The sequence below is a fragment of the Alteromonas sp. ALT199 genome (genome assembly GCF_018619335.1).
Classification (GTDB): Bacteria; Pseudomonadota; Gammaproteobacteria; order Enterobacterales; family Alteromonadaceae; genus Alteromonas.
Genome location: NZ_JAHHDX010000095.1, coordinates 4,303 through 4,924 on the forward strand (window position 1 = coordinate 4,303; position 622 = coordinate 4,924).

Genomic DNA, 622 nt, shown 5'->3' on the forward strand with positions numbered 1-622 from the left:
TATGCTAAGTAGCTCTCGCCAAGGCGACGAAGCTTACTTAGAGCACGCTAGAGCGCTTATTTTTGCACACTTAGGCGAAATTCGCGACCTCCTATTTGTTCCTTACGCAGCTGTAACTCAATCCTACGACAGTTATGTTGATGCTGTTGCAACTGCCCTGCCAGAGTGCAATGTTACTGGGCTACACACAGTAGAAGACCCTGTGGCCGCCGTAAACAATGCGAAGAAAAATGGCCAAGCCATTGTTGTAGGTGGTGGAAACACCTTTCACCTGCTTTCAACACTTTATGCGAACGCGCTTATTGTGCCAATAAAGCACGCCATCGCCGATTGCACTCCTTATATTGGATGGAGTGCGGGCTCGAATATCTGTGGCGAATCAATTAGAACCACTAATGATATGCCTATTATTGAGCCGCCTAGTTTTGATGCGCTAGATATCGTGCCGTTTCAGTTGAACCCGCACTACACCGATTATCAGCCTCCTGGCCATAATGGCGAAACCCGCGATCAGCGTTTAGCAGAGTTTACTACACTAAACCCAACCACGCCGGTAGTAGCTATCCGTGAAGGCACGGCGTTACGTCTTTGTGATAACCAACTTACTTTAGTCGGCGAAAAA

1 protein-coding gene is annotated in these 622 nt (G+C 47.9%); it reads left to right on the plus strand.

The window, feature by feature from the left end:
* Position 1 precedes the first annotated feature (1 nt).
* On the plus strand, positions 2-622 hold a 621-nt coding region (pepE, locus tag KL866_RS10820; RefSeq protein WP_214994997.1), incomplete at its 3' end, for a dipeptidase PepE.